This window comes from Streptomyces halobius (assembly GCF_023277745.1).
Lineage (GTDB): Bacteria > Actinomycetota > Actinomycetes > Streptomycetales > Streptomycetaceae > Streptomyces > Streptomyces halobius.
In genome coordinates, this window is record NZ_CP086322.1 from 1,633,558 (window position 1) to 1,659,074 (window position 25,517).

Here is a 25,517-nt window from a genome sequence, read left to right on the forward strand (position 1 = left end):
CCACCATGTCGTCAGCGGTGGGCGACCGCCTGCTTCACCAGCGTCCGCCCGAAGTCCCACATCAGGCCGCCGCCCCCGTGGGCGTCGTCCATGACTGCCGTGAACGCCTGGACGAACCGGTCCACTTCCCGTTCGCCGATGATCAGCGGTGGGATCAGCTTAATGACCTCAAGATGGTCGCCGGAGACCTGAGTGAGGATGCGGTGCCGCTGCAGCAGCGGCACCACGACCATCTGCGCGAACAACCCCTTGCGGGCCGCCTGCAACATCGTCCAACGGCTCCGCAGTCCAAGGGACTTGGGGCGGCCGAACTCGATGCCGATCATCAGGCCGCGGCCGCGGACGTCATGCAGCAGCTCGTACCGGTCGACCAGCGCGGCGAGCCGGGAACGCAGCAGGTCCCCGGTGTGCCGGGCGTTGGCGACGATGTCCTCGTCCGCCATCACCGTGAGCACCGCGAGACCGGCCGCCATCGCCTGGGCATTGGCGCCGAAGCTGGCGGAGTGCACCAGCACCCGGTCCATGGACGAGTAGACCTTCTTGAAGATCCAGTCCCTGCCGAGCGTCGCACCGACCGGGACATAGCCGCCGGAGAGTGCCTTCGCCACACAGACCAGGTCCGGTTCGACGCCGTCCTCGTACTGGTAGGCGAAGAAGTCGCCGGTGCGGCCGAGGCCGGTCTGCACCTCGTCGGCGATCAGCAGGGCCTTGTGCCGGTGCAGCATCTCCTGGGCGGCGCGGAGGAATCCGGGCGGGGCGGGCAGTACGCCCTTGCCCTGGACCGGCTCGACGACCAGCGCCGCCACGTCACCGCGCGTGACCTCCCGCTCCAGCGCCGCCAGATCGCCCAGCTCGATGGCGGTGTCGGGCAGCAGCGGAGCGAAGCCGTCCCGGAATCCGTCCTCGCCGTTGACGGAGAGCGAGCCGGTGGTCAGGCCGTGGAAGGCGTGGGTGCAGTAGAGGACGCGCGGTCTGCCGGTAGCGTAGCGGGCGAACTTCAGGGCGGTCTCCACGGCTTCGGTGCCGCTGTTGCCGAAGAAGACGCGATCCAGGTGGGGTGCGTACGTCAGCAGCTTCTCGGCGAGCAGACCGGGCAGTGGCTGGCAGTCGAAGCGGGTGAGATCGGGCAGACCGGCGTCCAGCACGTCGTGCAGCGCCTGCCGGACGACCGGGTGATGGCGGCCGAGGCCCATCACGCCGAATCCGGCGAGCATGTCCAGATAGTCCTGGCCGTCGCTGTCCCAGAAGTAGGCGCCCTCGGCCCGTTCGTAGACCTTGTCGAAGCCGATGGTGTGCAGCATGCGCGGGAGCTGGTGGTTGAGGTGGCGGGTGTACAGGTCGTAGCGCTCGCCGCCGCGTTCGGCGAGCAGCTTGGCCAGGTCGAATCCGGTCACGAGGGGTTCTCCTTACGGGCGGCCGGCACACCGCTGATCCGGCCGGCGATCTCGGCCGGGGTGAGGCCCAGGTCGGCCAGCAACTCGCCGCGCCTGGCATGCGGCAGAAACTGCTCGGGAATGCCGAAGGTGCGCAGCGGCATATCGATGTCCGCGTCGCGGAGCGCTTGGTCGACCATCGCACCCACGCCTCCCTTACGGCTGTTGTCCTCCACGACGGCCACCAGTGTGTGCTGCGCAGCGAGTTGGACGATGGCGTCGTCCACCGGCTTGACCCAGCGCGGATCGATGACCGTCGTTCCGATGCCGCGCGCCTCCAGCAGCTCGGCGACCCGCAGACACACGGGCGCCATCGCCCCGACCGCGACCAGCAGCACCTCCGGCTCCGGCGCGCGGTGCAGCACATCGACGCCGCCGATCCGCTCCACCGCTCCGATCGGCTCGCCCACCGACTCCTTGGGAAACCGGATGACGGTCGGCGCGTCGTCCACGTCGAGGGATTCCCGCAGCTGGGCGCGGAGCTGGTCGGCGTCGCGCGGCGCGGCGATCCGCAGTCCCGGTACGACGCCCAGCACCGACAGGTCCCACATGCCGTTGTGGGAGGCGCCGTCCGTACCGGTGACACCGGCCCGGTCGAGGACGAAGGTGACACCGCACTTGTGCAGCGCGACGTCCATCAGGACCTGGTCGAAGGCGCGGTTGAGGAAGGTGGCGTAGACGGCGACGACCGGATGCAGCCCGCCGGTGGCCAGCCCCGCCGCCGACACCGCGGCATGCTGTTCGGCGATGCCCACGTCCCACACCCGGTCCGGGTACGCCGCGGCGAACTTCCCCAGCCCGACCGGCTGCAGCATCGCCGCGGTGACGGCGACGACGTCCGGGCGCTCGGCGCCGATCCGCAGCATCTCGTCGCCGAAGACGGACGTCCAGGAGGGGCCGCTGGGCGGGGCGACGGGCTCGCAGGTCAGCGGGTTCATCATGCCGACGGTGTGGAAGCGGTCCGCGGCGTCCTCCAGGGCGGGCCGGTAGCCGCGGCCCTTCTCGGTCAGGCAGTGCACCAGCACCGGCCCGTGGAAGCCGGCCGCGCGGCGCAGCGCGGATTCGACGGCCGCGATGTCGTGCCCGTCGATCGGCCCGACGTACTTCAGGCCCAGGTCCTCGAACATGCCCTGCGGGGCGATGAAGTCCTTGAGGCCCTTCTTGGCGCCGTGCAGCGATTCATAGAGCGGCTGTCCGACGACCGGGGTGCGCTGGAGGACGTCCTTGCCCCAGGAGAGGAATTTCTCGTAGCCGTCGGTGGTGCGGAGAGTGGCGAGGTGGCTGGCGAGGCCGCCGATGGTCGGGGCGTAGGAGCGCTCGTTGTCGTTGACGACGATGACGAGCGGGCGGTCCTTGGCGGCGGCGATGTTGTTGAGCGCCTCCCAGGCCATGCCGCCGGTGAGGGCCCCGTCACCGATCACCGCGACGACGTGGTCGCCCTTGCCGCGCACCTGGTTGGCCTTGGCGAGGCCGTCCGCCCAGCCCAGCACCGTCGAGGCATGGCTGTTCTCGATCACATCGTGGTCCGACTCGGCACGCGAGGGGTAGCCGGACAGCCCGCCCTTGGCCCGCAGCTTGGAGAAGTCCTGCCGACCGGTGAGCAGCTTGTGGACGTAGGACTGGTGCCCGGTGTCCCACAGGATGCGGTCGGCGGGCGAGTCGAAGACCCGGTGCAGGGCGATGGTCAGCTCGACCACGCCCAGGTTGGGCCCCAGATGGCCGCCGGTGCGGGCCACCGCCCGCACCAGGAACTGGCGGATCTCCTCGGCGAGTTCGTCCAGCCGGCCCTCGGGCAGCGCCTTGAGGTCGCGCGGATCGCGGATGTGCTCCAGCATCGTCATGATCGGTCCCCCTCTACTGGTTCAGCTGATGGTGATGTCGGGGGCGGTGCGCCCTGGGGTTGCCCGCACATGTCCGGCGGCCGGGCCGGGACACCGGGAGCCCCGGTGCACCGGCTCACCACCGCTCCGGCCTCACCCGCGGTTTCCCCCGACGGTCTCCCGGGCGGCCCGGAGGGACTCCTTGAGGGAGCCCATGGTGGCCAGGACGGCGGTGGGCTCATAGCCGCAGTGCGCCATGCAGTTGGCGCAGCGCGGGTCCTTGCCGCGGCCGTACTTGCCCCAGTCGGTCTCCTCGATGAGCTCCCGGTACGTCGGGACATAGCCGTCGCTCATCAGGTAGCAGGGGCGCTGCCAGCCGAAGAGCGAGTAGTTGGGGATCGCCCAGGCGGTGCACGGGAAGTCCGCCTTGCCCTCCAGGAAGTCGAGGAAGAGCGGGCTGTGGTTGAGCCGCCAGCGGCCGCGGTTGCCACCCGCGAACGCCTTCTTGAACAGCTCCCGGGTCTGCTCGACGCCCAGGAAGTGCTCCTGGTCGGGGGCCTTTTCGTAGGCGTAGGCGGGCGACAGCATCATCTCGTCGACCTGGAGGTCGTCATTGAGGAAGTTGAGGACCTCGATGACGGTCTGCGGGGTGTCGGTGTTGAAGAAGGTGGAGTTGGTGGTGACCCGGAAGCCGCGCCGCTTGGCCTCCTTGATCGCCTCCACCGCCTCGTCGAAAACGCCTTCCTTCGCGACGGATTCGTCATGCCGCTCCCGCATCCCGTCGATGTGCACCGCGAACGCGAAAAACGGCGAAGGGGTGAATTTATCGATCTTCTTACGCAGCAATACCGCGTTCGTGCACAGGAAGACATACTTCCTCTTCGCCACCAACTGCCGTACGATCTCGTCGATCTGCGGATGCATCAAGGGTTCGCCGCCGGCGATGGAGACCATCGGGGCGCCGGACTCCAGCACCGCGCCGACCGCCTGTGCCACCGGCATCCGCTGTTTGAGGACGCCCGCCGGATGCTGGATCTTTCCGCAGCCCTCGCATTTCAGGTTGCAGGCGAAGAGCGGTTCGAGTTCCACGATGAGCGGAAACCTCTCGCGCCGTCGCAGCACTTTCTGTTCAAAGAGATAGGTCCCGACCCGGATGGTCTGACGGAGCGGCATTGCCATCTGGCTCACCTCCTGGAGAGCTGCAAAGAACGGTGCCAGGCAAAAAGGACAGGAAGAACGGAGCGCAGCACACGGAAGGCCGATATTCCCCCGCGCACGGTGCCGATGCGCATGAGTTCATGTTCCGGAGCGTCCACGACCACCCGGACGGCGGCAACCGGACGGGGGCCGGCACGCACCGCCGCGTGGAGCGTCGCGGCGGACTCCATATCCACCGCGACGGCTCCGGCGGCGTGCAGCGCGGCCCGCTCCGCGCCGCGGACGACATGATCGGAGCCGCGCAGCAGACCGGTGTGCACGGTCAGGCCGCGCTGCCGCAGGCCCCGTAGCAGCGGACCGTTGTCACGGCAGATCACATCGGGCGCGGCGGGCCGGTGGTCGCGGGTGGCCTCGGCGACGACGACGTCCCCGGGCCGCATCCCCGGCGCGAGCCCGGCGCAGAAGCCGCTGGCGACGACCGGGGAACGCGCGGTGGCGCAGCCCTCGCGCAGCGCCTTCGCCAGGGCACGCTCCGCCGCCTGCGGCCCCATTCCGGTGCGGAGCGTGAGGACGGGCGGGCCTGCTCCGCCACGGCCACCGCCCCGGAGCGCGAACCGCTCGATGCCGAGCGCACAGGCGACCAGCAGCGGCGGATCCGCGTCCGGCGGGGGCCGTCTCGGCATCAGGCCCCCTGTGTCGAGACGGTCGGTCCGCCGTTGACATAGCGGCCCAGCGCGGTCAGCGGAAAGACCTGGCGGTACAGGTGGTAGTTGATGGAGAAGTCCCAGGGGAAGCCCGTGCCGGTGAAGTACGGCTCGTCCCAGGAACCGTCCGCGCGCTGGGTCCCGGCCAGCCACCGCACGCCACGCCGTACGGCGTCGCTGTCCCGCTCACCGGCCGCGAGCAGCGCCATCAGCGCCCACCCGGTCTGCGAGGCGGTCGACGCGCCGCGCCCGGCCCATCGCTCCTTGTCCTGGTAGGACCGCTGGTCCTCGCCCCATCCGCCGTCGTCGTTCTGCACCTGCTCCAGCCAGCCGACGGCCCTGCGGACGGCGGGGTGCGAGCCGGGGATACCGGCCGCGGCGAGCGCGGGAAGCACGGATCCGGTGCCGTAGAGGTAGTTGGTGCCCCAGCGGCCGAACCAGGCGCCGCTGGGCTCCTGCTCGGCGAGCAGCCAGTCGACGGCGCGCCGGGTGACCGGGTCGTGCGTACGGCCGACGTCGGCGAGCATCTCGACGACATGGGCGGTGACATCGGCCGACGGCGGGTCGATGACCTCCCCGAAGTCGCAGAACGGCAGGCGGTTGGGGAACGGGCTGGTGTTGTCGGCGTCGAAGGCGCCCCAGGCGCCGTTCCTGGACCGCATGCCGACGCTCCAGCGCACCGCGCGGCGTACCGCGGCGTCGACCCGCCGCGGATCCGGATGGGCGACCCGGCGCAGCGCCAGCACCACCTCGGCGGTGTCGTCGATGTCCGGGTAGTTGTCGTTCTCGAACTCGAACGCCCAGCCCCCGGAAGGTAGTTGGGGCTTGCGGACGGTCCAGTCGCCGGGCCGGTCGATCTGCTCGGCGAGCATCCAGTCGGCCGCCTTGACCAGCTGCGGGTGGTCGGCGGGCAGTCCGGCGTCGGCCAGCGCGATGGTGGCCAGGCAGGTGTCCCAGACCGGGGACTGGCAGGCTTCGATCATCCTGGCGCCGTCCTCGCGCCATACGGCGAAACGGTCCAGCGACTCCAGTCCGGCACGCAGCACGGGGTGGTCGAGGTCGTAGCCGAGGAGGTGCAGGGCGATGACGGAGTAGACGGCGGGGGGCTGGATGCCGCCCCAGCAGCCGTCGTTCTCCTGTCGTTCGATGATCCAGCGGGCGGCGGAGCGCATCGCGGCGCCGCGCAGCGTGCGCGAGGCGACCCTGTGGTAGGCGTGCAGCGCCTTGTCCAGCCGCTGGAAGACGCCGTCCCAGCTGGTCACGGGGGCGAGCGGGCGGGGCGGCCGGGGCTTGCGATCAAACAGGGCGCGCAGCGCCTTCCGATAAGGGTGGTGGTGGGCGACGGGAGGGACGGTGTGCAGCTCGTCGAGGGCGAACGGCGCCGGGCGTACCGGGCGCTTCGCGGAGACGATGGTCAGCGCCACGATCGTCTGCCGCGCCCAGCATCCGAAGTCGTAGATGTTGAGCGGGAACCACTTGGGGAAGTAGATGAGTTCCGGGGGGAGTTCGGGGAGGTCCTCCCATTTCCACCAGCCGAAGAGCGCCAGCCAGATACGGGTGAAGACGCGGGAGGCGGCGATTCCGCCCCGCTCGCGGATCCAGGCGGACGCCTTGGCCAGATGCGGGGCGTCCGGGGCGTCCCCGGCGAGCCGCAGGGCCACATAGGCCTCGATGGTGGTGGAGAGGTCGCCGGGCCCGCCGTAGAAGGTCGCCCAGGTGCCGTCCCCGCGCTGCTCGCCGCGGATGAAGCGGGCCGCGGCCTCGGTGAGTTCGGGGTCCTGGATGCCCAGGAACTGACGGAGCAGCAGGTCCTCGGCGTCCATCGTGACGTTGGTTTCGAGGTCGCCCTTCCACCATCCCGCGGAGTCCTGGCGGGAGAGCAGGTGGGCGGTGGCCCGGCCGACCGCACGCTCTGCGGCGGCTTCCGGGTCCGGCGCTGCGGCGGAGCGTCCGTCTTCGGTCGTCCCGCTCTTCCCGGCGGTGGTCTCGCCGGCCGAAGGGGCCCGGGGCGGCAGCGCCCCGGTGCTTCCGTCGGTCGTCGCTCTCATGGTTTCCCCTTCTGCAGTGAACTGTGAAGCGTGCTCAGGGATTCCGTCGGCCGGCGCCTGTCCGGCACCGGCCGGCGACTGCGAACAGTTACGTTCCGATGGTGATCATCTCTCCCGTACGACGACGAAGTCCGCGAGCGCGACGAGCTGCGCCCGGATCCGTTCCGGCATCTCCACGTCGTTGAGCGCGGCGACGGCGGTGGCGTGCTGCCGGCGGGCCTCCTGGGAGGTCCAGTCGCGGCCGCCGGCCTCCTCGATCAGGGCCGCCCGGGAGGCGAACTCCTCCTCGGTGAAGTCGGCGATCTCCGTCTCGGTCTTCTTCGCGTCGGCGGCGAGGATGTGGGCGAGACGCTCGGAGGCCGGTCCGCCGGCGGCCAGGGCGGCGACGACCGGGAGCGACTTCTTGCGCTGCCGCAGATCGCTCCAGGTCTGCTTGCCGGTGGCGTCCGGGTTGCCCCAGATACCGAGCAGGTCGTCGACCGCCTGGAAGGCGAGGCCGAGGTGGTGGCCGTACTTCTCCAAAGTGTCGGCGGTACGGTCGTCGGCGCCGCCGAGGACCGCGCCGATGGAGACGGCGCAGGCGAGCAGCGCGCCGGTCTTGTTGCCCTCCATCTCCAGGCACTCCTCGACGGTGACCCGCTCGCGGTGCTCGTAGGAGATGTCCTGGGCCTGGCCGTCGATCAGCTTGCGGGTGGCCAGGGTGAGCCGGCGGGTGGCCCGGCCGGCCTCGACGGTGCCGAGCTCCAGCAGTATTTCGTTGGCGAGGGCGAACAGCGCATCGCCGACCAGGATGGCCTGCGCCGGGCCGTGCACCTTCCAGACGGTGTCGCGGTGTCTGCGTTGTTCGTCGCCGTCCATGAGGTCGTCGTGCAGCAGCGAGAAGTTGTGCACCAGCTCGACGGCGACCGCGCCGGGGATGCCGGCCTCGGGGGCCTGGCCCGCGGCCTCCGCGGACAGCAGGGCCAGCGCGGGCCGTACGGCCTTGCCGCCGTCGCCCGCGGCGGGGTGGCCCTCGGCGTCGATCCAGCCGAAGTGGTAGGCGGCGACGGTGTTCATGGGAGGAGCGAGCCGGTCGATGGCGGCACGCAGCACGGGAGTGGCGAGTGTCCGCCCGCGCTCCAGCAGCGCGGTGACGCTCTCGGTGTCGATAGCTGGGGAAGCCGGATGCACGGTTTCTCCTCTGTTTCCGATGCTCGTGCTCGTGCGAGTGCGCGTTTCCGTTGTCATGCCGCCTCCTGGGGCAACCGGCCCTGGGGGCAGCCGAGTTCGGTGAGTACCTCGCGAGCGGCGGTGAGGCCACTGCGAACAGCGCTTTCCATGGTCGCGGGCCACCCGGTGGCGGTCCACGCGCCGGCCAGGAACAGGCCGGGAGCTTGAGTGCGGGCGGCGGGGCGGAGCCTGCCGACGCCCGGGGCGGGCGCGAAGGTCGCGGTGCGCTCGCGGGTGACGAAGAAGTCGCGGGTCCCGGCGCCCCGGGCGGCGGGCAGCAGCCGCTCCAGCTCGGGGAGATAGCGGGCGCGGAGCGTGGCGACCGGCTGGTCGATCTCGTCCTGGGCGGCGGACTGCGAGACGGCCAGATACTGGCAGCCCGCCCCTTCGGGACGTGCGGCCAGCCCGGAGGCTTCCGTACGGTCGAAGACCCACTGGACGGGAGAGCCGACCGCGGCGAAGAAGGGGCGGCGCAGCACCTGGCGGTCGTAGACGACGTGCAGATTGAGGATCGGCGCGGTCCCGATGTCCAGCAGCCGGTCCCGGCCGGGCAGGGCGCCGTCGGGCAGCAGGGCGTGCGTCTCGCGCTGCGGTACGGCGAGGACGACGGTGTCCGCGGCGAGCAGCTCGCCGCCGTGCGGGCCGTTGTCCACCGCGACCTGCCAGCCGCCCGTGTCGGCGCGGGTGACGGAGCCGGCGCGGGTGCGCAGCGCGACCCGGACGCCGGCCTTCTCCAGGGCGGTGCGAGCGAGGGTGTCGTGGATCTCGCCGAGCGGGACGCGGGCCCAGCCGATGTCGGCGGCGCCCGGCGCGGAGAGGAGTCCGGTCTTGAAGACCTTGGCGGCCAGCCCCATGGACGCGTCGTCGGCGGTGGCGTTGAGGGTGGCGACACCGACCAGGTCCCACAGGGCCTCGACCGCACGGGGCGACTGGCCGTGCCGGCGCAGCCAGGTGCCGAAGTCCACGCCGTCCAGGGCGGGATCGGCCGGGTCCAGGCCCTTGAGCGCGAGGGTGGCCCGGACGACGCCGGCCCGCTCGGCCGGCGAGAGGTGCGGGTAGCCGGCCAGGCTCCTGGCGAGGTGCAGCGGGACGGGCAGCGCGGTGCGGCGCAGCCGGCCGAGCCGCATCCGTGCGGCGTCCAGGACCGGTACGTCCATACGGTCCTGAAGGGGCACCAGATGCGCGGCACCGATCCGCTCCAGGAATCCGGTGTACGCGGTGCAGCAGCGCAGATGGACGTGCTGGCCGTTGTCGACGGTCAGTTGGCCCGCGGTGGAGTCACGGCGGAAGGAGAAGACCAGGCCGCCCAGGCGGGGCCGGCCCTCGACGAGGGTGACCCGCAGGCCGGCGCCGGCCAGCGCGAGCGCGGCCGTGGTGCCCGCGAGCCCGCCGCCGACGACCACCGCCGTCGGCCCTTCGCGACGGCCGGACGACGGGGTGCGGTGCAGGTCGTGCCGGGTGGCTCCCGATGTCATACGTTCTCCCCCCATACGTGAGTCTTGGACGCAGTCGTCCGGGGGAGGGTTGCCCGCCGCACCGATGCGGGGTCCCCGCCGTCGTTCGCCGCGCGGCGCATCATCCGCGCCTCCTGACGGCCTGCCTGCGGCCGATCGCGCGGGCGTCCAGCCCCGACAGTCCGCGCACCGCGACAAATGCCTTCTCCCGGCCGGGCAGCGAGACCCGGCCGCGCAGCACCGCCCCGGGGTCGGCGGAGATCCGCGCCAGCAGACGGTGGTAGATGCCGGCCATCGCGGCCACACAGGCACCGCTGCGCCGGTCGAGCATCGGCAGCAGCCGGAAGCCGTCGGCGAACAGCGCGCGGGCGCGGCTGACCTCGAAGTGCACCAGGCCGGTGAAGTCGGAGCCGGGCGGCGGGACCGGGCCGTGGAAGCCTTCCGCGCAGCCGAACTTGGCGAGGTCCTCGGCGGGCAGATAGCTGCGGCCGTTGCCCGCGTCCTCGCGAACGTCCCTGAGAATGTTGGTCAGTTGGAGGGCGAGCCCGAGCGTGTCGGCGTACTCGGAGGCGTGTTCGGCGTCCGGCGCGCCCGGCACGGTGCCGAACACGCCCAGCGAGAGCCGGCCGATGGCCCCGGCGACACAGCGGCAGTAGACCTTCAGGTCGTCCCAGGTCTCGTACGTCCGGCCGCGGACGTCCATCAGCACGCCGTCGATCAGCTCGTCGAGGCCGCCGAGCGGCAGCGGGAAACGGCGGGCGGCGTCGGCCAGCGCGACGGCGACCGGGTCGGTGTCGTCCTCGTCGATCCGGCCGTCCTTGATACGGGTCAGCAGCGCCCGGGTCTCCTCCAGGCGCTCGTGTTTGGCGGTCGGCTGCAGAGTGCCGTCGCCGATGTCGTCGATACGGCGGGAGAAGGCGTAGAGCGCCGACATGGCCTGTCGCTTGTCGGTCGGCAGCAGCCGGATGCCGTAGGCGAAGTTGCGGGCCTGCTGCCCGGTGATGGCCTCGCAGTAGCGATATGCAGCGAGCACCGGCGCGGACGCGGGTGCGGTTGCCTCCACGGTCCGGCTCACCCCTCTCTTCGCAATGTCGCCCCCACCTCACGCAGCAGGCTGAGCGTGGTCGGCTTGGGCGGTCCAGGGAGTACGTCGTGATCGGCGGCCGCGACCGCCTGGAGTGCGGCGCGTCCGCCGGCAACGAAGCCGGCCAGCAACAGCTTGAGTCTGCCGTGGACGCTACCCACCAGCGAGGCGCCTTCACTCAGCAGCTCACGGGCGCGTTCCGCTTCGTACGCGATCAGTGCGCGCACCGATGCGCCCCCGCTCGGGGCGGCCAGATCGGCTTCGGTGACGCCGAAGCGTTTCATGTCCTCGGCGGGGAGATAGACGCGGTCCCGGCGGAGGTCCTCGGCCACGTCCTGGAGGTGTTCGACGATCTGCAGCGCGGTGCAGACCGCGTCCGACCGCCGGACGCGTTCGGGGCTCGTGGTGCCGGTGATGGCGAGGACCAGCCGGCCGACGGGGTTGGCGGAGAGCTCGCAGTAAGCGACCAGGTCGCCGTAGGTGCCGTAGCGGGACACCCGCTGGTCCTGCCGGTTCGCCTCGATCAGGCCGAGAAAGGGCTCGGGGGTCAGGGCGTGACGGCGGACGGTCGGGCCGAGGCGGCGCATCAGTGGATGCCGGGGGCCGGGAGCGCGGTCGCTGAAGACGCGGTGCAGGTCGGCCTCCAGCGCGTCCAGCATCGCGGGGCGGTTCTCGCTCTGCGCGCGCTCCAGGCCGAGCAGTACGGCATCGCCGCCGCCGGGTGCGAGATCGCCGTCACCGATGTCGTCGACGAGCCGCGCGAAGCCGTAGACGGCCATCAGGTCGGCGCGCCAGGCGCGGGGCAGGAAGAACGGCGCCACCGGGAAGTTCTCGTGTGCGGCCTGGTCGAGTACGGTGCGCGACTGGGCGTCCGCCGGCCCGCCGGAGACCACCGCCCGCCTGTTGAAGACGCTGCGCCTCCCTTTGCTCACCGGGGGCTGCCCGGCACGTTTCGGAGCCGGAGCGAACCAGTAGCCATTGCCGTCACGTCTCCCGTTCTACACCGCCAAGTCAAAGCATCCCATTTCGGACACGCCGCAGGCCGCCACGCGCCCTGGCCGGGCTTTCCACCGCACGACCGGGTGAACATCGCCCGACTTATACCACTTGTGCTGTTCAGTACCCGTACAGCTTACGCCGTGCATCTCGTCCGCGTCCGAGCGGGTACCGAAGCTCCGGACAACGATCCGGTCAACATCAAAAGTGCCTCAACTGTTCCCGGAGCCGGACGAGTTGACCACCTCTTAACGCTCGAAGGCCCCGGCGAGCCGGGCTCGCGGGGCCTTCGGACGCGGTACGGGCTACTTGCCCGTCTCCTTTTCGTACGCCTTGATCACTTCGTCCGTCGGACCGTCCATCAGGAGCTCGCCCCGCTCCAGCCACAGCACCCGGTCACAGGTATCGCGGATCGACTTGTTGTTGTGGCTGACGAGGAAGACCGTGCCGGCCTCCTTGCGCAGCTCGCGGATGCGCTCCTCGGAGCGCTTCTGGAACTTGCGGTCGCCGGTGGCCAGTGCCTCATCGATCATCAGCACATCGTGGTCCTTGGCCGCCGCGATGGAGAACCGCAGCCGGGCCGCCATACCGGACGAATACGTGCGCATCGGCAGCGAGATGAAGTCGCCCTTCTCGTTGATGCCGGAGAAGTCGACGATACCGTCGTAGCGCTCGCGGACCTGTTCGCGGGACATGCCCATCGCCAGGCCGCCGAGGATGACGTTCTTCTCACCGGTCAGATCGTTCATCAGGGCCGCGTTCACACCCAGCAGCGAGGGCTGGCCGTGGGTGTAGACCGTGCCGCGCTCCGCGGGGAGCAGTCCGGCCACCGCCTTGAGGAGCGTCGACTTGCCGGAACCGTTCGAACCGATCAGGCCGATCGACTCGCCCCGGTACGCGGTGAAGGAGACGCCCTTGACCGCGTGCACCTTGCGTACGCCCGGGGACTCGCCGCGCCGGAGGATGCGGCTCAGCGCCGCGGTGGCGCTGCCCTTGCCGCCCTTGCCGCCGTTGACGCGGTAAACGACGTGCAGCTCGTCCGCGATGACCGTGGGGATGTGCGAGGGCGTCCCGTTGTTCTGCTCAGCCACGGCCGTAGCGCTCCTCTGCCTTCCAGAAGTAGATGAACCCGCCGATGCCGAGCAGCAGTGCCCAGCCGAGGGCGAGGGCGGCGAGGGACCAGGCATGCCCGGGCGCGCTGTTCCCTTCGACGCCGTCGATGAGGGCGAAGCGCATCAGGTCCATGTAGACGGCCGCCGGGTTGGCGAGCAGCACGTCCGCCACCCAGCCCGGGGCGTGGGCCTTGCTGAGCATGTACTGCAGCGGGAACATCACGCCGGACGCGTACATCCAGGTGCGCAGTATGAACGGCATCAGCTGTGCGAGGTCGGGGGTCTTGCTGCCGAGCCGCGCCATGATCATCGCGAGGCCGGTGTTGAAGAAGAACTGCAGCGCCAGGACGGGGACGATCAGGAACCAGGACCAGCGCGGGAAGTGGCCGAAACCGACCAGCAGCAGGCCCAGGACGATCATCGAGAACATCAGCTGCTGGAGCTGCTGCAGCGAGAACGAGATGGGCAGCGAGGCACGCGGGAAGTGCAGCGCCCGCACCAGGCCCAGGTTGCCGGAGATCGCCCGCACGCCGGAGAGCGTGGAGCTCTGCGTGAAGGTGAAGACGAAGACACCCGTCACCAGGAACGGGATGTACGTCCTCATGTCCATCCCGCCCCGGCCGCCGAGCAGCAGGCCGAAGATCATGAAGTAGACCAGCGCGTTGAGCAGCGGCGTCGCCACCTGCCACAGCTGGCCGAGCTTCGCCTGGCTGTACTGCCCGGTGAGCTTTGCCTGCGAGAAGGCGAGGATGAAGTGGCGCCGGTCCCAGAGCTGGCCAACGTACTCGAAGAGTCCGGGCCGTGCGCCGCTCTGGGCCAGCCCGTACTTGGCGGCCAGCTCGGCCCGGGAGAGCCCGTCATCTGGCGACGGTGTCGCGGTCACCGCGACACCGCCGTCATGCGTTGTCTCGCTCACAGTTGACACTTTCGTCCTCAAGGTGCGCTGCCGGGGCCACGCCCCGGTTCGCGGCCGATGCTCTCAGATACGAGCTTGTCAGATCACGGGAGGGCGTCCCAGTCGGGTCAGTCGCCAAACCGTAGCCCACTTCATGGGGCGCCTGGGACCGCACGGGGTCGTCCAGCCCTCTTTGAAGCCGGCCAGCCAGACCCGCAGCGCGGGCCACGAGGGGCGCCGGGCGAGCGTGAGCAGAAACCAGACACCGAGGTAGACCGGAACCAGTACGGCGGGCAGGTTCCGGCGGGCCAGCCAGACGCGGTTGCGCGCCACCATCCGGTGGTAGACCGCGTGCCGGCTGGGGGCCATGGTCGGGTGCAGCAGCAGCATGTCCGACCGGTAGTCGATCAGCCACCCCGCGTCCAGGGCCCGCCAGGCCAGGTCCGTCTCCTCATGGGCGTAGAAGAAGTCGTCCGGCAGCCCGCCGACCTCCTGGAACACCTTCGTGCGGACGGCGTTGGCGCCGCCGAGGAAGGTGGTGACCCGGGAGGACCGCATCGGGTCGGCGGCCCGCAGCCGCGGTACGTGCCGGCGCTGGGTCTCGCCGGTGTCCGGGTCGGCGATCCGGAAGCCGATGATGCCGAGGTCGGGGTCCGCGGCGAACGCCTCCCGGCACAGCTCCGCGGTGTCCTCCCTGGCCAGCAGCCCGTCGTCGTCGAGGAAGAGCAGGATGTCCACCTCGCTGCCGCCGGGCCCGAACGCCTCTGTACCGACGTTGCGGCCCGCCGGGATGCCGAGGTTCTCCGGCAGCTCGACGGTCCGTACCCCCTCGGGCAGCTCGGGCAGCGGCGAACCGTTGCCGACGACCACGATCTCGACCCGGTCGCCGTCCTGCTTGGCGACCGAGTCCAGCAGCGCGCGCAGCTCCTCGGGGCGGTTGCCCATGGTGAGGACAACCGCGCCGACCTTCAGGTTCTGAGCGGTGTTGGTCACTTGAGCCTGCTTGAAACCAGGATGGACACGAGGTGGAGCAGGGTCTGGACGAGCGCGATGCCGGCCAGTACGGCGACGCCGAGGCGGGAGAAGAACAGGTCCCCCCTGACCGTGTCGAGCACCGCCAGGACCAGGATCAGCAGGGACGCCTCGATCCCGAGGACGAGCCGGTGGAACTTCAGCGCCGCGGCGGCCTTGCGGGCCAGCGCCAGGCCTGACGAGCGCGGCTCGGACGCCGCCTCCTCGACCGGCGGCAGCCCGCCCTGGTGCCGGGCGACACCGACAAGGTCGGTCTCGGCCTTGATCAGAACGGCGCCGAGCGCGGCGAGGGTGCCGAGGAAGGCCCACAGCCAGTCGATCCGTCCCGGACCCCACAGGTCGGCGGCGCGCAGACCGAAGCCGACCAGGACCGCGGCGTCGCACAGGTAGGCGCCGACGCGGTCCAGGTACACGCCGCCGAGCGAGAACTGCTTCTTCCAGCGGGCGATCTCGCCGTCGACGCAGTCGAGCAGCAGGTAGAGCTGGACCATCAGCACGCCGAGCACGGTGCCGGGGATCCCCGGCACCAGGAGCGCCGGGGCGGCCAGGACGCCGAAGACGGTCATCAGGTAGGTCAGCTGGTTGGGCGTGACCTTCGTGTTCACCAGGTGCCGGTCGACGCGCAGCGAGATCTCGCGCATATACAGCCGGCCGGCCCAGTGCTCACCGCTGCGCCGGTCCTTCACGCCCTCGGGGTGAACGACCGGGCGGAGTTCAGCTACTGATGGTTTTGGCATAGGAGGCGTATGCGTCCCTGATCTCGTCGGTGGACAGGTCCAGGTGCTCCAGGATCGTGTAACGGCCGGGGCGGGTCCTCGGGGCGAACTCGACGACCTGGACGAACTCCGCGTCCGTGAAGCCGATCTCGCCCGGCATGACCGGCAGGCCGTGCCGCTGGAGCACCTCGACCATCAGCGCGGACGTCTCCTTGTCCCCGCGCAGATGCGTGGCGAACGCGGCACCCAGGCCGCACTGCTCGCCATGGCTCGCCGCCCGCTTGGGGAAGAGGAGGTCGAAGGCGTGGTTGATCTCGTGGCAGGCACCAGAGGCCGGGCGGCTGTCGCCGGCGACCGACATCGAGATACCGGTGAGGACCAGCCCCTCGGCCAGCACCTGGAGGAAGCTGTCGTCCCCGACGCCTCCCGGGTGGCGCAGCACGGCCTCGCCGGCCTGGCGTGCCATGGCGGCCGCCAGTCCGTCGATGTCCTCTCCGGTCTCGCGGTGCGAGAGCTCCCAGTCCGCGACCGCGGAGATGTTGGAGATCGCGTCGCCGATGCCGGAGCGGACGAACCGGACCGGGGCCTCGCGGATGATGTCGAGGTCGATCACCACGGCGATCGGGTTCGGCACACCGTAGGAGCCGCGGCCCGCGTCGTTGTCGAGGGTCGCGACCGGCGAGCACAGACCGTCGTGCGACAGGTTCGTCGCGACGGCGACCAGCGGCAGGCCGATGCGGGCGGCGGCGAACTTCGCACAGTCGATGATCTTGCCGCCGCCGAGGCCCACGACCGCGTCGTAGCGCCCCTTCTTCATGGCGTCGGCGAGCTTGATCGCGTCGTCCAGGGTGCCGCCGCCGACCTCGTACCACTCGGCGCCGGGCAGCGCGGGGGTCAGCCGCTCCCGCAGCCGTGCCCCGGAGCCACCGCTGATCGCGATGGCGAGCTTGCCGGACGCGGAGATGCGCTGATCGGCCAGCAGGCCCGCCAGGTCGTCCAGGGCGCCGGCGTTGATGTCGACGACGACCGGGGACGGGATGAGGCGGGTCAGTACTGGCATGCGATCTCACGGCCCTTCGCGAGGTCGTCGTGGTTGTCGATCTCGACCCACTTGACGTCGCCGATCGGGGCCACGTCCACCTTGAAGCCGCGGTTGACCAGCTCCTGGTAGCCGTCCTCGTAGTAGAGGTCGGGGTCCCGCTCGAAGGTGGTCTTCAGGGCGTCGGCCAGCTCCGCGGCGGCCTCGCCCTCGATGAGGGTGACACCGATGTACTCACCGCTCGCCTCGGCCGGGTCCATCAGCTTGGTGATCTTCTGGACGCCCTTGTCGGGGTCCACCACGACCTTCATCTCCTCGTCGGCGAGCTGCTTGACGGTGTCCAGCGCGAGGATGATCTTCTGGCCGTTGCCGCGGGCGGCGAGCAGGGTCTGCTCGACGGAGACCGGGTGCACGGTGTCGCCGTTGGCGAGGATCACGGAGTGCTTGATCGAGTCGCGGCCGCACCACAGGGAGTAGGCGTTGTTCCACTCCTCGGCCTTGTCGTTGTCGATCAGCGTGAGCTTGAGGCCGTACTTCCGCTCCAGGGCCTCCTTGCGCTCGTACACGGCTTCCTTGCGGTAACCGACGATGATGGCGACCTCGGTCAGGCCGATCTCGGCGAAGTTGCCGAGGGTCAGATCGAGGATGGTCGTGTCGCCGTCGACCGGCACCAGAGCCTTGGGCAGGGTGTCGGTGTAGGGGCGCAGACGCCGTCCGGCGCCGGCGGCCAGCACGAGGCCGATCATGCGGTTTCTCCTTCATCGTGTACGGCGGGTGCACCACGTTTATGGGCAGTGACCCAGAAGTGGATGCTCTCGACGAGCACCAGCAGCGCCAGGGCCACAGCGAGGGCCGTCAGCGCGATCGTGAAACCTGTGGGGGGCAGCGCGACTGCGAGGACGGTGACCGCAAGGACGCGTCCTTCGTGCCCGCCGGTTGCCCGGACCAGCCACCGCGGCGGGGCTCCGGTGCCGCCGCGGATGCGGTAGACCGTGTCGTAGTGATGGTAGGCGACCGCCGCGACCAGCCCGAACGCCGCGGGCAGTGCTCCGTGCGCGTCCGACCGGGCCGCGAGCACCAGGATCGTGACGTACTCGCCGACGCGGAAGAGGGGCGGCACCAGCCAGTCCAGGGGGCCCTTCAGGGAGCGGGCGACGGCGGCGCCGGAGAAGGCCGCGTAGACGGCCGCGCCGAGCACCGGCCACCAGCTGCCGCCCTGCTGCCACGTCAGCTGGGCCATGAGGAAGGCCACACCCGCCAGCGCCATCAGGAGGGCGGTCATCCTTCCGCGCGCCGCCGGGCCCTTGGCGCCGAGCTCGGCGAGCGGCCCGGAGTCGGCCAGGTCCGCCAGCGCCTGCGCGGCCCGGTCGGTACGGCGTGCCCGTCGCGTGAGCGAGCGCAGGACGCGGCCGGCCGTGGTGTAGCAGGCGGCCAGCGCGCAGCCGATGAGCAGGGCGTAGAAGACGATACGCGGGGTGGTGAGCGCGGTGAGGACCGCGATCATGGCCCAGCGTTCGCCGATGGGCAGCACGATCATCCGGCGAACCCAGACCGTCCAGCCGACGCTGTCGAGCTTGTCGGAGAGCGCCGCGGTGGGGCTGGTGTTGCCGGAAGCGTCGTGGTTCGCCTCGTTGAAGGAGAAGTCGACGATGTGCCGGACGGTCTGGAGCACCATCGCGCCCAGCGCCAGCGCCCATACGTCGTCCCCGGCACGGGCCGCGCCCAGTGCCAGGCCCGCGTAGTACGCGTATTCCTTGGCCCGGTCGAAGGTGGCGTCCAGCCAGGCGCCCATCGTCGAGTACTGCAGGGAGTAGCGGGCGAGCTGCCCGTCGGTGCAGTCCAGGACGAAGGAGAAGAGGAGCAGGAATCCGGCGGCGACGAAGCCGCCCCGGCTGCCGGTGGCCGCGCAGCCGGCCGCGATCAGCGCGGTGAACAGTGACGCGGTGGTGACCTGGTTAGGGGTCAGGCCGCGGCGCGCACACCAGCGGGCGAGGTAGCGGGAGTACGGGCTGATGCAGAAGGTCGTGAAGAAGCCGTCGCGGGACTTCACGGCGGTGCGCAGCCGTACGGCCTCGTCGTCCACGGCCGCGACGGCCTCGCGGGCACTTTCGCGCTGCGCCGGGGTGAGGGCGACGGTGGCGACCAGGCTGCCGAGCTCGACGTGGTGCAGACCGATGTCCTCGCGGTCGAGGGCTTCGGTCAGCGTGCCGGTCAGGACGTCCGTGAGGTGGGCGGTTCCGGCGCCGACCGGGATCCGGCCGGCCGCGCGGACCAGCGCGGCGCGCGCCTCGGGCCGCACGGTGAGCGCGCCCTGCACGGCCGCGGCCGGGAAGCGCGGGTCGGTCAGCGCCAGCCGCAGGGCGTGCGGATGGCCGACGAAGCGGGGGTCCACCACGGCAACCCGTTCCTGGGCGGGGACCGCGGCGATCAGCTCGGCGACGGACGCCGGATCGTTCGCCGTGCGGACGTCGAAGCCCAGCGTGCGCAGGTCGCCTTCGAGCGGCGACCCGGCTACCGGCGGACCGGTGAGGATGGCGGTCGACAGACGAACTCACTCCTTGGAAGCTGACAGGCAGCACGGGTCAGTCCGCAATCGATCCGTATTCGATACGGCCTACCCGGGCAGCAGGCGTGGCACACCTCGGCCCTGGGGCTGGGATGGCACGTCGGCAGAGGCTATCGGATCGCGGGATGGGGCCGTTCACCGCGCATTCACCGCACGATCGGGTGACCGACGGCTGCGCCTGCCGCGATCATCATGGTGGATCGGGTGGGGCGGGAACAACTGGCGGTCGTCCGCGATGCCCGATCCGGTGCCGGTTATGAGTGGGCTGGTCACGGGTGGGTGGGTTGTGCCGTGGCAGGTGTGGCGAGAGCCATGCCGGATGCGGGGCCGGGGGCCGCACGCACCGTCGGGCCGGTCGGTGCCGTCCGGCCCGTCGCCCGCCCCGTGATCGTCTCGTGTTCGAACACGTCGGCGCCGCGTAGTCGCACGGCACCGCTCTGCCACTGATGCGCGCGTGACTAGGGCAGACTTGGCGTCGTAGACCGACGACAAGGATGGGCATGCCGATCACACCTGCCAACGGACAGACCGCCGGGACCGCCGCGGTGAGCTCACCGGACGGCGCCGCCGAACCGATCATGCTGGAGCTGGTCGACGAGGACGGTACGACGATCGGCACCGCGGAGAAGCTCGCCGCGCATCGGCCCCCCGGGCAGCTGCACCGGGCGTTCTCGGTCTTCCTCTTCGACGAGAAAGGCCGGCTGCTGTTGCAGCGCCGGGCGCAGTCGAAGTACCACTCCCCCGGTGTGTGGTCCAACACCTGCTGCGGCCACCCGTATCCGGGGGAGACGCCGTTCGCGGCCGCGGCCCGTCGTACCGCCGAGGAGCTGGGCCTGGCGCCGGCGCTGCTCGCCGAGGCCGGCACGGTCCGTTACCGCCACCCCGATCCGGCCTCCGGGCTCGTGGAGCAGGAGTACAACCACCTGTTCGTGGGGCTGGTGCGGGCCGAGCCCGCACCGGATCCGGAGGAGATCTGCGAGATCGCGTTCGTGACGCCCGGGGAGCTGGCCGAGCGGCACGCGAAGGTGCCGTTCTCCGCGTGGTTCATGACCGTGCTGGACGCGGCACGCCCGGCGGTCCGCGAGCTCACCGGGAATGCGGCGGGCTGGTAGCGAGCGGGACCAGCGGCAGTTCGGCCCAGATGGCCTTGCCGCCGTTGGCGGTGTGCTCGACATCGCATTTGCCGCCCACCTCCGCGGTGAGCGTCTTGACCAGCCACAGGCCCCGGCCGCCGACGTCGCCCTGGTCCGCCTCCAGCGCCTTGGGGCGGTAGGGGTGGCTGTCCTCGACGGCGATGCGCAGCCAGTTCGGCCCGATGGTGAGCTGTACGGCGATCTGGGGTGAGAGCAGGGCGGCGTGCCGTACGGCGTTGGTGACGAGTTCGGAGACGATCAGCAGCAGGCCGTCCATGATGTCGTCGGCCACGGGCACGCGCTGTTCGTCGAGGAGATCCCGGACCGCGTGGCGCGCCTGCGGCACCGACGACTCCAGCGCCGGGGCGGTGAACCGCCACACACCTTCGTACGCGAGCGGGGAGGTCAGCTCCTCGGGTGGTTCTGCGGGGGGTCCGGAAGGCATCCTCACAGGACGAGTGTTGAGAATGTGTTGGTCCGTACCGGCCTGCTGAACACAAGTCAGCATCTATCGACGCCTTATGAGCAATTCTGTGCGAATTAGCCGTCCTGCCGACTTTTTCTGCCCGCTTTATTTCCTTGCTTACGGTATGCACCGAAGTGGTCACCGTACGGTACGCGCCATGAGATCGACGCGGCGGACGCACGGGGCGGTGACGCACAGCACAGCAGGCCCGGTGCCTGAACACCGGGCCTGCTGTGCCATCTGAGTAGCGGGGACAGGATTTGAACCTGCGACCTCTGGGTTATGAGCCCAGCGAGCTACCGAGCTGCTCCACCCCGCGTCGGTGAACACCACCTTACGGGCCGCCCGCCGGATGGCCAAATCGATTGGCCCAGCGGGCGCCGCGACCCGCCGTCCTCACACCGCGCGGTCGGTGATCCGCCCGCCGTCGGCCTCGATCCGCCGTGTGGTGTGCACCGCGTCCAGCATCCGCCGGTCGTGCGTGACCAGCAGCAGGGTGCCGGTGTACGAGGCGAGCGCGGACTCCAGCTGTTCGATGGCCGGCAGGTCGAGGTGGTTGGTCGGCTCGTCCAGGACGAGGAGGTTGACCCCGCGGCCCTGGAGGAGCGCCAGCGCGGCGCGGGTGCGCTCCCCCGGCGACAGCGTGCTCGCCGGGCGCAGCACATGAGCCGCCTTCAGGCCGAATTTCGCCAGCAGGGTGCGGACGTCGGCGGGCGGCATGTCCGGTACGGAGGCCCGGAAGGCGTCCATCAGCGGCTCGTCCCCCAGGAACGCGCCGCGCGCCTGGTCGATCTCGCCGACCACCACACCGGGGCCGAGCGACGCCTGCCCCGCGTCCAGCGGCAGCCGGCCGAGGAGCGCGGCGAGCAGGGTGGACTTCCCGGAGCCGTTGGGGCCCGTGATGGTGACCCGGTCCGCCCAGTCGATCTGCAGGTCCACCGGGCCGAGGCGGAAGCCGCCGCGCCGGACCTCGGCGCCGCGCAGAGTGGCCACCACGGCGCCGGCCCGGGGCGCCGCGGCGATCTCCATCCGCAGCTCCCACTCCTTGCGGGGCTCCGCCACGGCGCTGGCGTCCAGCCGCTCGATCAGGCGCTGGGTCTGCTTGGCCTTGGCGGCCTGCTTCTCGGTGGCCTCCACCCGGCCCTTGCGGGCGATCTTGTCGTTGTCGGTGGCCTTGCGGCGGGCGTTCTTGACGCCCTTCTCCATCCAATTGCGCTGGGTGTGCGCCCGGGCCTCCAGGGCGGCCCGGGTGTCGGCGTATTCCTCGTACTGCTCGCGCGCGTGCAGCCGGGCCCGCTCACGCTCCTCCAGGTACGAGGTGTAGCCGCCGCCATAGGTGTTGACCTGCTGCTGGGCGAGGTCGAGTTCCACGACGCGGTTGACAGTACGGGTCAGGAACTCGCGGTCGTGGCTGACCAGGACCGTGCCGGAACGCAGCCCGGTGACAAAGGATTCCAGCCGTTGCAGGCCGTCCAGGTCGAGATCGTTGGTGGGCTCGTCCAGCAGGAAGACGTCGTAGCGGGAGAGCAGCAGCGAGGCAAGCGAGGCGCGGGCGGCCTGTCCACCGGAGAGGGAGGTCATCGGCTGGTCGAGGCCGATATCGAGGCCGAGCTGGGCGGCGGTCTCCTCGGCGCGCTCGTCGAGGTCCGCGGCGCCCAGCGCGAGCCAGCGCTCCAGGGCGGTGGCGTAGGCGTCGTCCGCCCCGGGCCGTTCGTCGACCAGCGCCCGGGTGGCGGCGTCCAGGGCGCGCTGGGCTTCGGCCACGCCCGTGCGCCGGGCGAGGAAGGCGCGTACGGATTCCCCGGGGCGGCGGTCGGGTTCCTGAGGGAGGTGGCCGACGGTGGCGGTGGGCGGGTTGAGCGCGAGCTTGCCCTCCTCCGGGGTGTCCAGCCCGGCCAGCAGTCGCAGCAGGGTGGACTTGCCCGCGCCGTTGGCGCCGACGAGGCCGATCACATCGCCGGGCGCGACGACGAGATCGAGACCGGAGAACAGGACACGCTCGCCGTGACCGGCGGCGAGCTCTTTGGCGACAAGGGTTGCAGACATCAGACCGCTGATCGTATCCGGCGGGGCCGGCGCCGGTCGCTCTAATATCCGAGGCATGGAACCGGCTCTGAACACGCGTATCAGCGACGGCACGGCGACCGTCACGATCATCAATCCCGAGAAGCGGAACGCGATGACGGTGCGGATGTGGCGGGCCCTGCCGCCCCTGCTGGAGCGGCTGGCGGGCGATGGTGCCGTACGGTCCCTGGTGCTGACCGGCGAGGGCGGGACCTTCTGCGCCGGTGCGGACATCGGATCGCTGCGGGACGCGGCGGGTGAGTCGCAGGGCCTGGCGGTGGCGGCCGAGGAGGCGCTGGCGGCCTTCCCCGGGCCGACGCTGGCGGCGATACGCGGCTACTGCGTGGGCGGCGGCGCCCAGTTGGCGGGCGCCTGCGATCTGCGGTTCGCGGAGGAGGGCGCGCTGTTCGGGGTGACGCCGGCGAAGCTGGGCGTCGTCTATCCGGCGTCCGCGACCCGTCGGCTGGTCCGGCTGATCGGGCCGTCGGCCGCCAAGTACCTGCTGTTCTCCGGGGAGTTGATCGACTGTGCGCGGGCGCTGCGCACCGGTCTGGTGGACGAGGTGCTGCCCGAGGGCGAACTGGGCAAGCGGGTGGCGGAGTTCACGGCCGTCCTGGCGAGCCGGTCACTGGTGACGCAGAACGCGGCGAAGGAACTGGCCGACGGGGCGTGGGACGTACCGCTGCGGGAGGCCGAGGAGCGGAGCGCGTACTGGGCCGCGCAGGCGCGCGAGAGCGGCGACACCGCCGAGGGTGCCGCCGCCTTCCTGGAGCGCCGGGCACCGCGCTTCACCTGGCCTGCGGGCTGACGGGAACGGGAGCGGTCTACTCCTCCCCGGCCAGCGGGAAGCGGCCCTCCCGTATCATCGCGGTGATCTCGGCCGGCGCCTTGTCCGGGGAGCCCGCGTCGTACGGCGGCCGCGGGTCGTACTCGATGCCGAGCTGGATCGCCTGGGCCACCTCGTCCCCGGCGATCCGGCCGGCCAGCGCCAGGCCCATGTCGATGCCGGACGAGACGCCGGCCGCCGTCACGTACTTGCCGTCGAAGACCACCCGCTCCCCGGTCGGCTCGGCGCCGAGGCCGGGCAGCTGGTCCAGCGCCGCCCAATGGGAGGTGGCCCGGCGGCCCTTGAGGAGGCCCGCGGCGCCCAGTATCAGCGAGCCGGTGCACACCGAGGTGGTCCAGGTGGTGCGGGCGTCCACGGCGCGGAGCCACTCATGCAGCGGGCCGTCCTCCATGAGCGCGAGCGGGCCGGGACCGCCCGGTACGACGAGGATGTCCGGCGCGGTGACGTCGGACAGCGGGGCGTCGGCGACCATCCCGAGCGAGCCGACGTCGTTGCGGTACGTGCCGGTGCGCTCGCCGACGAACACGGTCTCGGCGCCGGGGATGCGGCTGAGGGTGTCGTAGGGGCCGACGGCGTCCAGGGTGGTGAAGCGGTCGTAGAGGAGGATCGCGATCTGCAAGGTGGGTTCCTGTCGGTAGTCGTGTGACGGTGGTGATGTGCCGGTAGTCGTGTACCGGTGGTCGTGTGGCGAGAGGGCGGGGAGAGCGGGTCGGCGCGGGTCAGCCGCCCGGATGGGCAGGCGGCACCGGCTGGAAGCGGCGGCGGTATTCGGCCGGGGCGGCGCCGAGCGCCTTGACGAAAGCGCGGCGCATCGCCTCGGGAGTGCCGCAGCGGCGTGCGACCTGCGCGATGCCGTCGACGGTGTCTTCCAGACGGCGCCGGGCGGCCTCCAGCCGTACGCGGTCGACATAGCGCCCCGGTGTCATACCGACCTCGTCGCGGAATGCGCGGGCGAAGTGCCGTGGGGAGAGGCCGGCGCGGACGGCGAGGGCGTCGACGGACAGATCCGCCGCGGGGTTCTCGGAGATCGACTGCTGGACGTCGCGCAGCGGCCGGCGCTCCGCGGTCTGGGCGGCGAGCTGGGCGCTGAACTGGGTCTGGTTGCCCGGCCGCCGCAGAAAGACGACCAGATGGCGGGCGATGGACAGCGCCAGGTCCCGGCCCAGGTCCTCCTCGACCAGCGCCAGCGCGAGATCGATGCCCGCCGTGACGCCCGCTGAGGTCGCCAGGTCGCCGTCCCGTACGTATATCGGCTCCGGGTCTACATGGACGGCGGGGTAGCGCTCGGCGAACGCGTCGCACAGCATCCAGTGGGTCGTCGCGCGGCGGCCGTCCAACAGCCCGGCCTCGGCCAGCAGCAGCGCACCGCTGCACACCGAGACCTTCCGGCGCGCGCTGGGGGCGTTCGTCCGCAGCCAGTCGATGAGCCGCGGATCGGGGTCCCTGGTCCCGTTGCCGCCCGGCACCAGGAGGGTGTGCGGCGCCGCGTCGGCGAGCGCGAGGTCCGGGGCGAGCGTCAGACCGCTGGAGGTGCGGACCGGGCCGCCCTCCAGGCTCGCGGTGCGGATCCGATAGGCCCTGGGGAGGCCGTTGTCCGCGCCGGCGAAGACCTCGACCGGTCCGGTCACATCGAGGCTCTGGAGGCCGTCGAAGAGAACGACCAGCACATCGCGCTGTTCCATGCCGCTCATCCTGGGCGGGCGCGGTGGTGGCGGCAATGACGAATATCCCACCTTTACCG

22 protein-coding genes and 1 tRNA gene are annotated in these 25,517 nt (G+C 71.1%); 2 read left to right on the forward strand and 21 right to left on the reverse strand.

The genetic code is table 11. From position 1 onward, the window contains the following. Window positions 1-11: 11 nt before the first annotated feature. The 16 genes from K9S39_RS07845 to K9S39_RS07920 all read right to left on the reverse strand — a co-directional run bounded on the left by K9S39_RS07845 (window position 12) and on the right by K9S39_RS07920 (window position 19,245). On the reverse strand, window positions 12-1,394 hold the full coding sequence (locus tag K9S39_RS07845) for an aspartate aminotransferase family protein (RefSeq protein WP_248862604.1): 1,383 nt from the start codon (window positions 1,392-1,394) through the stop codon (window positions 12-14). Then, a complete protein-coding gene (dxs, locus tag K9S39_RS07850) occupies window positions 1,391-3,274 on the reverse strand; it encodes a 1-deoxy-D-xylulose-5-phosphate synthase (RefSeq protein ID WP_248862605.1) in 1,884 nt (627 codons plus the stop codon). Before dxs ends, K9S39_RS07845 begins: the two co-directional genes overlap by 4 nt. Window positions 3,275-3,406: 132 nt before the next feature. Further along, a complete protein-coding gene (hpnH, locus tag K9S39_RS07855; RefSeq protein ID WP_248862606.1) occupies window positions 3,407-4,432 on the reverse strand; it encodes an adenosyl-hopene transferase HpnH in 1,026 nt (341 codons plus the stop codon). 5 nt (window positions 4,433-4,437) lie between these two features. Continuing rightward, on the reverse strand, window positions 4,438-5,094 hold the full coding sequence (locus tag K9S39_RS07860) for a phosphorylase family protein (protein ID WP_248862607.1): 657 nt from the start codon (window positions 5,092-5,094) through the stop codon (window positions 4,438-4,440). Beyond that, entirely contained in the window at window positions 5,094-7,163 is a 2,070-nt protein-coding gene (shc, locus tag K9S39_RS07865; RefSeq protein WP_248862608.1) for a squalene--hopene cyclase, read from the reverse strand. Before shc ends, K9S39_RS07860 begins: the two co-directional genes overlap by 1 nt. Before the next feature lie 105 nt (window positions 7,164-7,268). Further along, complete coding sequence (locus K9S39_RS07870; RefSeq protein WP_248862609.1) at window positions 7,269-8,333, reverse strand: polyprenyl synthetase family protein; 1,065 nt, start codon at window positions 8,331-8,333, stop codon at window positions 7,269-7,271. A gap of 53 nt (window positions 8,334-8,386) precedes the next feature. Continuing rightward, on the reverse strand, window positions 8,387-9,847 hold the full coding sequence (gene hpnE / locus K9S39_RS07875; RefSeq protein ID WP_248862610.1) for a hydroxysqualene dehydroxylase HpnE: 1,461 nt from the start codon (window positions 9,845-9,847) through the stop codon (window positions 8,387-8,389). A 100-nt stretch (window positions 9,848-9,947) separates the two neighbouring features. Further along, a complete protein-coding gene (hpnD, locus tag K9S39_RS07880) occupies window positions 9,948-10,901 on the reverse strand; it encodes a presqualene diphosphate synthase HpnD (protein WP_248862611.1) in 954 nt (317 codons plus the stop codon). After that, a complete protein-coding gene (hpnC, locus tag K9S39_RS07885) occupies window positions 10,898-11,803 on the reverse strand; it encodes a squalene synthase HpnC (protein ID WP_248868643.1) in 906 nt (301 codons plus the stop codon). The genes hpnD and hpnC overlap by 4 nt, the downstream gene beginning before the upstream one ends. A gap of 408 nt (window positions 11,804-12,211) precedes the next feature. Continuing rightward, complete coding sequence (locus K9S39_RS07890; protein WP_406707887.1) at window positions 12,212-13,093, reverse strand: ABC transporter ATP-binding protein; 882 nt, start codon at window positions 13,091-13,093, stop codon at window positions 12,212-12,214. Then, window positions 12,990-13,934 (reverse strand): ABC transporter permease, encoded by a 945-nt coding sequence (locus K9S39_RS07895; protein ID WP_248862613.1) that lies wholly within the window; start codon window positions 13,932-13,934, stop codon window positions 12,990-12,992. The genes K9S39_RS07890 and K9S39_RS07895 overlap by 104 nt, the downstream gene beginning before the upstream one ends. Window positions 13,935-14,012: 78 nt before the next feature. Next, window positions 14,013-14,885 (reverse strand): glycosyltransferase family 2 protein, encoded by an 873-nt coding sequence (locus tag K9S39_RS07900; protein ID WP_248868645.1) that lies wholly within the window; start codon window positions 14,883-14,885, stop codon window positions 14,013-14,015. Between the two features lie 17 nt (window positions 14,886-14,902). Next, window positions 14,903-15,682: a CDP-alcohol phosphatidyltransferase family protein gene (locus K9S39_RS07905; protein ID WP_248862614.1), complete on the reverse strand. Its 780-nt coding sequence runs from the start codon at window positions 15,680-15,682 to the stop codon at window positions 14,903-14,905. Next, the gene (locus K9S39_RS07910; protein WP_248862615.1) at window positions 15,660-16,721 is read right to left on the reverse strand and encodes an iron-containing alcohol dehydrogenase family protein; all 1,062 of its coding nucleotides are present in this window, start codon (window positions 16,719-16,721) and stop codon (window positions 15,660-15,662) included. The genes K9S39_RS07905 and K9S39_RS07910 overlap by 23 nt, the downstream gene beginning before the upstream one ends. Continuing rightward, the gene (locus tag K9S39_RS07915; protein WP_248862616.1) at window positions 16,709-17,446 is read right to left on the reverse strand and encodes a phosphocholine cytidylyltransferase family protein; all 738 of its coding nucleotides are present in this window, start codon (window positions 17,444-17,446) and stop codon (window positions 16,709-16,711) included. The genes K9S39_RS07910 and K9S39_RS07915 overlap by 13 nt, the downstream gene beginning before the upstream one ends. Beyond that, a complete protein-coding gene (locus K9S39_RS07920; RefSeq protein WP_248868646.1) occupies window positions 17,443-19,245 on the reverse strand; it encodes a DUF5941 domain-containing protein in 1,803 nt (600 codons plus the stop codon). Before K9S39_RS07920 ends, K9S39_RS07915 begins: the two co-directional genes overlap by 4 nt. 521 nt (window positions 19,246-19,766) lie before the next feature. Here K9S39_RS07920 and idi point away from each other — a divergent pair. Further along, complete coding sequence (gene idi / locus K9S39_RS07925) at window positions 19,767-20,378, forward strand: isopentenyl-diphosphate Delta-isomerase (protein ID WP_248862617.1); 612 nt, start codon at window positions 19,767-19,769, stop codon at window positions 20,376-20,378. Here the strand turns inward: idi and K9S39_RS07930 are convergent. The 3 genes from K9S39_RS07930 to K9S39_RS07940 form a co-directional block, all read right to left on the reverse strand. Continuing rightward, complete coding sequence (locus K9S39_RS07930; protein ID WP_248862618.1) at window positions 20,353-20,844, reverse strand: ATP-binding protein; 492 nt, start codon at window positions 20,842-20,844, stop codon at window positions 20,353-20,355. The genes idi and K9S39_RS07930 overlap by 26 nt on opposite strands. A 266-nt stretch (window positions 20,845-21,110) precedes the next feature. Beyond that, window positions 21,111-21,184: transfer RNA gene (locus tag K9S39_RS07935), tRNA-Met, on the reverse strand. 77 nt (window positions 21,185-21,261) lie between these two features. Further along, the gene (locus K9S39_RS07940) at window positions 21,262-22,911 is read right to left on the reverse strand and encodes an ABC-F family ATP-binding cassette domain-containing protein (RefSeq protein WP_248862619.1); all 1,650 of its coding nucleotides are present in this window, start codon (window positions 22,909-22,911) and stop codon (window positions 21,262-21,264) included. Between the two features lie 55 nt (window positions 22,912-22,966). Between K9S39_RS07940 and K9S39_RS07945 the strand changes: the two genes are divergently transcribed. Next, the gene (locus K9S39_RS07945; RefSeq protein WP_248862620.1) at window positions 22,967-23,737 is read left to right on the forward strand and encodes an enoyl-CoA hydratase/isomerase family protein; all 771 of its coding nucleotides are present in this window, start codon (window positions 22,967-22,969) and stop codon (window positions 23,735-23,737) included. 16 nt (window positions 23,738-23,753) lie between these two features. On the opposite strand, the gene K9S39_RS07950 is transcribed toward K9S39_RS07945, so the two are convergent. Both K9S39_RS07950 and K9S39_RS07955 read right to left on the reverse strand, forming a co-directional pair. After that, the gene (locus K9S39_RS07950) at window positions 23,754-24,395 is read right to left on the reverse strand and encodes a DJ-1/PfpI family protein (RefSeq protein WP_248862621.1); all 642 of its coding nucleotides are present in this window, start codon (window positions 24,393-24,395) and stop codon (window positions 23,754-23,756) included. Between the two features lie 100 nt (window positions 24,396-24,495). Beyond that, window positions 24,496-25,458, reverse strand: coding sequence for a GlxA family transcriptional regulator (locus tag K9S39_RS07955; protein WP_248862622.1), 963 nt, complete (start codon window positions 25,456-25,458; stop codon window positions 24,496-24,498). Window positions 25,459-25,517: the final 59 nt, after the last annotated feature.